The following is a 5,928-nucleotide window of genomic DNA, read 5'->3' on the forward strand; positions in this document are numbered from 1 at the left end:
CTCGCCACGCGCCAGGGTCACGGCCGGCCGCTTCGCCCGGCTGACAAGCCGCATCGATCCGGTCTATCGACCCCGGCGACGGCTCGGGACGGGACGAGACGATCTACCTGCAGCCGCTGGAGGCGATCGTGGCGGCCGGGCGCTCGCATGCCGAGGACCGCCTCGCCGACTACGAGGGACCGTGGAAGCGCTCGGTCGACCCCGCCTTCACCCATTGCCGGTTCCCGTAATCGGGCGGGCGACCCGCACCGCTTCCTCGCCACGCGCCAGGGTCACGGCCGGCCGCTTCGCCCGGCTGACAAGCCGCATCGATCCGGTCTATCGACCCCGGCGACGGCGTCCCCGTCGCCGGGGTTCTCGCATGCCGGACGCACCACCGATCGACCTCGATCTCGCCGGCCTCAAGTGCCCGCTTCCGGTGCTGCGGACGCGCAAGGCGCTGCGCCGCCTGCCGCCGGGCACGCTGCTGCGGGTGACCTGCACCGATCCGCTGGCCTGCCTCGACATCCCGAACCTCGTGCGCGAGGAGGGCGACACCGTCGAAGCCTGGGACCGGATCGGCACGGCGACCCGGTTCTCGATCCGCCGCGGCCCCGGCACCTGCCCCGGAGACTCCGCGAAGCCGCCTCATTCCTGAACGATCGCCTGCCTAGAACGGCCTCGACGCGACTCGGGTAGGAAGATCCACAGGCATGGTACCCATCATCCGCGGGACACGCCTCGTTCATGACGGCTGGGCCCGGTTCCTCGTCGCCGAGGTGACGATGCCGGACGGCACCCGCATCACCCGCGAGATCGAGGATCACGGTCGCGCGGTGGCGGTGCTGCCCTACGATCCGACGCGCCGCGTCGCGCTCTTGGTCTCGCAGTTCCGCGCCCCGGTGTTCTTCGCCGAGGGCCCGCTGGACATGCTCGAGACCCCGGCGGGCATCCTCGACGAGGGCGACCCGGAGGACGGCGCCCGCCGCGAAGCCTACGAGGAGACCGGCGTCGACCTGAACGTGCTCGAGCGGGTGGTCAGCGCCTGGACCGCGCCGGGCATCTCGACCGAGCGGATGGACCTGTTCCTCGCCCCCTTCGGCGCGGCCGACCGGTCGGGACCGGGCGGCGGGCTGGTTGAGGGGAACGAGGCGATCACCGTCCACGAGGTGGCGCTCGACGACCTCGCCCGCCGCAGCGACGCCGGCGAGATCGCGGACATGAAGACGCTGACCCTGGTCTTCGCGCTGCGCCTGCGGCACCCGCACCTGTTCGCGTCCGCCTGAACCCGCGGAGCCGCGAAGCGGCGCGTCAGGCCGCGTCCCGGCTCCCGATCTCGCCGCGCAGGAGCGCGAGGAAGCGCCACGACCGCACGAAGTAGCGCCGGAACAGCCGTCGCGGCGCGAAGGCGAACCGGAACGCCCATTCGAGCCCGGCACGCTGCAGCATCACCGGCGCTCGCGGCACCAGCCCGGCGGCGACGTTGACCGCCTCGCCCACCGCCAGCACGAGCGGCGTGCCGAGGGCCGCACCTTGGCGCGTCACCCAGACCTCCGAGCGCGGCGCGCCGACGCCCATGACCAGCAGGGTGGTGCCGTGCTCGCGGATGCGGGCCGACAGCGCGCGGCCGTACTCCGCGTCGTCGTCGAAGCCGAAGGGCGGCACGCAGGTCGCGACGGCATCCGCGTCATAGCCGGACCGCTTGAGCCGGTCGCGGATCGCCTCGGCGACCGCGTCCCGCGAGCAGACGAGGAAGACGCGGCGGCCTTCGACCGGCCGGGCGAACAGCGCGTGCGCGAGGAGGTCGTGCCCGGTGACGCGGGCGGCCGGCTGGCCGCGCAGCCGCGCGAGCCAGACCAGCGGCGTGCCGTCCAGCGTCCGCGCGACGGCGCCGGCATAGGCCTGCCGGAAGGCGGCGTTCTCCGAGAGCAGGACGATGTGGTCGATGTTGGCGGTGACGATGAGGCGCGGCCCGGCCGACGGCTGCATCGCCGAGGCGGCGAGGATCCCAGCTGCGGGACCGGCGGCGAAGTCGTGGCCGAACATCCGCACGCGCCAGGCGCTGCCGGCCTCGCTGCGGCGATCCATGGGAGTTTCCGGCGTGGCGCCGGCCGCATGGCCGGGTTCGAGGCGAGGGCTCGTCCCGCGGACGGCCCGGGGCCGCGGCATCGCGGGGTGAATGGCGAAGCCGGCGACCTTCACCGCGCCGTCCTCCTCGGCCTGCGCCTGTCCCGCCTCAAGCATCGGCAGCTCGGAAGCTCCGGGGCGGCACGGTCGCGGCGCGGCGCTCGTTGCGGTCGTTGCGACGGTCGCGGGCGGCGCCGAGCGACAGCGCGATGGCCACGCCCAGCATCATCCCGACGAGCAGGGCCAGCGGCAGCACCACCTTGGGCGAGGGCGGCCAGGTCCGGGTGCGGGCGGGGACCGCCGGCGAGATGATGCGGACGTTGATGCTGTTCAGGCGCTCCTGCTCGCTCGCCTCGCGCGAACGGCGGAGATAGGTCTCGTACACGCCGCGGCGGGATTCGAGCGTCCGCTCCAGCTCGCGCAGGCCGACATTGGCGCGATCGCTGGTGACGGTCTCGGCCTTGGCCCGGTCGAGGCTCTTGCGGATCGCCGTTTCGCTCGCCGCCGCGCGATCGTAGTCCTTCTGCGTCGTCTCGATGATCCGCTCCTTCTCGCGCTGGATCAGGCGCTGGAGGTCGCGCTGCTGGGCGTACTGCTCGGCCATCGCCGGGTGGCGCTCGCCGAGGCGGGTCGCAAGCTCGGCGGTGTTGCGCGAGAGCGTCGCGTATTGCTGGCGGAGCGCCTGCATCTCGAGCGATTGCAGCATCTCCGGCAGCGCCGTGCTGGCGTCGCCGGCCTTCATCTTGCGCGCCTGCTCGAGGCGCGAGCGCGATTCCGCGGTCTTGATCTGGGCCGTGACGAGCTGCTGGTTGAGGTCGCCGAGCTGCTGGTCGGTCAGCAGGCGACCGCTCGACGCGACGAGGTTGTTGTCCTCGCGGTACTTCAGGAGCTTGCCCTCGGCGAGCTCGACGTCGCGGCGCAGGCTCGACAGGCGGCCGTTGAGGGCGTCCGAGGCGCGGCGAGCGGCCTCGGTGCGGGCGCTGGCCTCCTCGGCGAAGTAGGCGTCGCCGATGGCGTTGGCGATCTTTGCCGCCTTCTCCGGATCGCGCGACTGCACCAGCACGTCGATCACGAAGGTGCGCTCGGCCCGGCGCACGGTCAGCTTGGTCTGCAGGGTGTCGACGGCGACGTTGACCGGGTCGCGGCTGCCGGGCGGCGGCAGCATGCCGAGCGCCGTGCGCAGCCAGACGATCGTCGGGTTGTCGGACTCGGGCTTGGCGAACTCGTCGTCGCGATCGAGGTCGAGCTTCTCGACCGTGCGCCGCAGGACGTTGTCCGACTGGATCACCTTGGTCTGGCTCTCGGCGAGCGACACGCCGCTGTCGGCCTGAGGCGTGCGGGCGCTGACGTCGTTGTCGACGACGCGGAGATCGGAGGGATCGACCAGGATCTGGATGCTGGAGGTGTAGACCGGGGTCAGCAGCCCGAGCAGCGCAACGGCGGCGGCGACCATGAACAGGCCGCCCAGCACGATGAAGCTCGCTCCGCGCCACAGGCGGCGGAGGATCGTGCCCGGGTCGGCCCGATCGGAGAAGCGCGGCGGCAGCGTCACCTCCACGGGCTCGCCGCGGACGGGGGTCGAGAAATCGAACATCGGTCTCTGTCCCTCACCTGCCCGACGGTTTCCAGGAACGATCCCGTTTCGGAGCGTTCCCGTGCCACCTTGAACCGGAAGCGCCCGGCGATGGCGGTGTTCGATGACGTCTCCGCAATCTGCGGACCGCAGGTTGCGCTCTCTGGTTGCCGCAAAATCTTTCCCAATGCCTTGGAAACGGGGGCGAACAGCGTCTCTTCAAGACGAGACAGCGTGGCATGCTTAACGATCCGTCGGCGCGACGTTCAATACGTAGTCCGCCTCACCGCTTGGGGATAACCGGATCGGGCGCGACCCCATCGGGCGCGACGAGGTTGTCTGGCCCGTAGGCCGACACGCCCTCGGCGAGGTAGCCGCGGAACGCCTCCGCGTCGCGCGCGGCCAAGCGATTCCATCGTGCGACGTTTGCCCGCGCGTCGGCCGCGGCTTCCGCCAAGCGGCCGGACCGGATGGCCTGGATCAGCGCCGAGGCGGCGCCCTCGGGATCGCCCGGGCGGAGGAACAGGCCGGATTCGCCGAGCACCTCGCGGAACACCGCGTCGTCGGAGGCGACCACCGGCAGGCCGCCATGCTGGATCTCGAGCAGGGGCAGGCCGAGGCCTTCGGCTTTGGAAGTCGAGAGCAGAAGGTGGGCGCTGGCGGCGAGGGTGCGCAGCGCATCGTCGCCGACATAGCCGTGCCAGGTGAGGAAGGGCGGCGGATCGTCGAGGAAGGCGTGCCGGCCCCAGCCGAGGCGGCCGACGATGTGCAGCTCGGCCGGCACGCCGGCGCGGTTCAACGCCGCCGCGAGCGCGATCGCCGCCGGGTAATCCTTGCGCGGCTCGATCGTGCCGATCGCCAGCATGCGCAGCGGCGCCTCGGGCCGATAGGCGGCGGGGCCGGGGAGCCCGTCGAGGCCGAACACGTCGCGCACCGCCGGCCGCAGCAGGGCGACGAGGGCGTCGTCGGCGCAGTGACGGCGCAAATCCGCGCCGGTCTTGCGCGAGATCACCAGGAAGCGCCGACCCCAGCGCATCGCGTAGCGGAACGCCGGCGCCATGTAGAGCCGGCTCTTCCAGGCGAGATCCTCCGGCCGGTCGAGGAGGAAGGTGTCGTAGACGCAGAGGATGCAGCGCTCCGCGAACGGCGCCATCAGCGGGCCGGGGGGAAAGCCGGCCATCACGAACTGCGCCTCGGGCTCCCGCGCCGCGTGAAGCGGCAGGCCGAGCTGCTGCGCGAGGATCATCCCCGGGATGCTGCGGCTGCGCAGGGGCCGGACCGCGCCGCCGAGCATCGCCGGCGTGAACTGGTCGAGCGCCACCCGCTCGATGCCGGTGATGTGGCCGCGGACATGGGTCTGGTCGAGGTAGATCGGGCCGCGCATCACCGGGCTCCGCCGAGCGATCGAAGCCGGACGGCCCAGTACAGGCCGCGCCGCGCCCAGGGCGGCAGGCGGCGCCCGAGCAGGCGCTGCTTGGCGCGGCGCAGCCCGCGGACGAGCGGGTTGGACGGCGCGGCGACGAGGCCGGTGGCGGCCGCAGCCGGGATCGCGGCGAACGGGAAATGGCCGAGCAGCGCCGGCGCGAAGCGCAGGCGGCCCCGGTCCGGCGGCAGCAGGCCGCGCTCGCGAAACACCCGGTCGAGCGAGATCGCGCAGGAAGCCGGGCCGAACCGGCTTTCCAAGGCGATCCGTGCGAAGGCGCCGAGCCGGGCGAGCGCCTGGCGATCGGCGACGAGCTCGACGAGGGCATCGCCCAGTGCGCCGGGCTCGACCGGGACGAGCCGCCCGGAGACGCCGTCGATCACCGAGCTGGTCAGGCCGGCGGTGCGATAGGCCAGCGTCGGCGTTCCGCACAGGCCGGCCTCGATCGGCGTCTGCCCCAGCGTCTCGAGCCGGCTCGCCGTGACGTGCAGGTCGCAGGCGCCGTACCAGGCGGCCAGGTGCGCCTCGTCGGCGATCAGCCCGGGCGCGAACAGGTTCGGCAGGGCGAGGCGCGCGGGATGGTCGAGCCGGCCGATCGCGACGAAGCCGACGCCGGGACCGGCGACGCGGCGCAGGGCATCCGCGAGATCGCCGACGTTCTTGTCCGGTCCGTCGAGCACCACCGCCGAGACCAGGATCAGCAGGTCGTCGGCGGGAAGCCCGAGTCTGCGGCGCAGGGCCGAACGATCGCGGGGCCGGAAGACGCTCGTCGGAAAGGCCAGCGCCAGGGGCGCGACCACGGCGCCCGGCGGCGCGAGCGCCAGGG

General features: G+C 72.8%; 6 protein-coding genes and 1 pseudogene. 3 read left to right on the forward strand and 4 right to left on the reverse strand.

The window, feature by feature from the left end:
- Window positions 1-86: 86 nt before the first annotated feature.
- The 3 genes and pseudogenes from FV223_RS18135 to FV223_RS18145 form a co-directional block, all read left to right on the forward strand.
- Window positions 87-230: pseudogene (locus FV223_RS18135) on the forward strand (glutamate--cysteine ligase); the annotation flags it as partial.
- A gap of 131 nt (window positions 231-361) precedes the next feature.
- The gene (locus tag FV223_RS18140; protein WP_147728331.1) at window positions 362-637 is read left to right on the forward strand and encodes a sulfurtransferase TusA family protein; all 276 of its coding nucleotides are present in this window, start codon (window positions 362-364) and stop codon (window positions 635-637) included.
- A 55-nt stretch (window positions 638-692) separates the two neighbouring features.
- Entirely contained in the window at window positions 693-1,265 is a 573-nt protein-coding gene (locus FV223_RS18145; RefSeq protein ID WP_147728332.1) for an NUDIX hydrolase, read from the forward strand.
- A 25-nt stretch (window positions 1,266-1,290) separates the two neighbouring features.
- Here FV223_RS18145 and FV223_RS18150 read toward each other — a convergent pair whose 3' ends face one another.
- The 4 genes from FV223_RS18150 to FV223_RS18165 form a co-directional block, all read right to left on the reverse strand.
- Window positions 1,291-2,223: a WecB/TagA/CpsF family glycosyltransferase gene (locus tag FV223_RS18150; protein WP_246686496.1), complete on the reverse strand. Its 933-nt coding sequence runs from the start codon at window positions 2,221-2,223 to the stop codon at window positions 1,291-1,293.
- Window positions 2,216-3,700, reverse strand: coding sequence for a GumC family protein (locus FV223_RS18155; protein WP_147728333.1), 1,485 nt, complete (start codon window positions 3,698-3,700; stop codon window positions 2,216-2,218). Before FV223_RS18155 ends, FV223_RS18150 begins: the two co-directional genes overlap by 8 nt.
- 262 nt (window positions 3,701-3,962) lie before the next feature.
- On the reverse strand, window positions 3,963-5,063 hold the full coding sequence (locus tag FV223_RS18160; RefSeq protein ID WP_147728334.1) for a glycosyltransferase: 1,101 nt from the start codon (window positions 5,061-5,063) through the stop codon (window positions 3,963-3,965).
- On the reverse strand, window positions 5,063-5,928 hold an 866-nt coding region (locus FV223_RS18165), incomplete at its 5' end, for a glycosyltransferase (RefSeq protein WP_147728335.1). The genes FV223_RS18165 and FV223_RS18160, both read right to left, overlap by 1 nt.

The sequence above is a fragment of the Methylobacterium sp. WL116 genome, from assembly GCF_008039455.1.
Taxonomy (GTDB): domain Bacteria; phylum Pseudomonadota; class Alphaproteobacteria; order Rhizobiales; family Beijerinckiaceae; genus Methylobacterium.

Coding starts and splice junctions, on each gene's coding strand:
- FV223_RS18140 (WP_147728331.1), top strand. CDS start 362: ATGCCGGACGCACCACCGATCGACCTCGATCTCGCCGGCCTCAAGTGC.
- FV223_RS18145 (WP_147728332.1), top strand. CDS start 693: ATGGTACCCATCATCCGCGGGACACGCCTCGTTCATGACGGCTGGGCC.
- FV223_RS18160 (WP_147728334.1), bottom strand. CDS start 5,063: ATGCGCGGCCCGATCTACCTCGACCAGACCCATGTCCGCGGCCACATC.
- FV223_RS18150 (WP_246686496.1), bottom strand. CDS start 2,223: ATGCTTGAGGCGGGACAGGCGCAGGCCGAGGAGGACGGCGCGGTGAAG.
- FV223_RS18155 (WP_147728333.1), bottom strand. CDS start 3,700: ATGTTCGATTTCTCGACCCCCGTCCGCGGCGAGCCCGTGGAGGTGACG.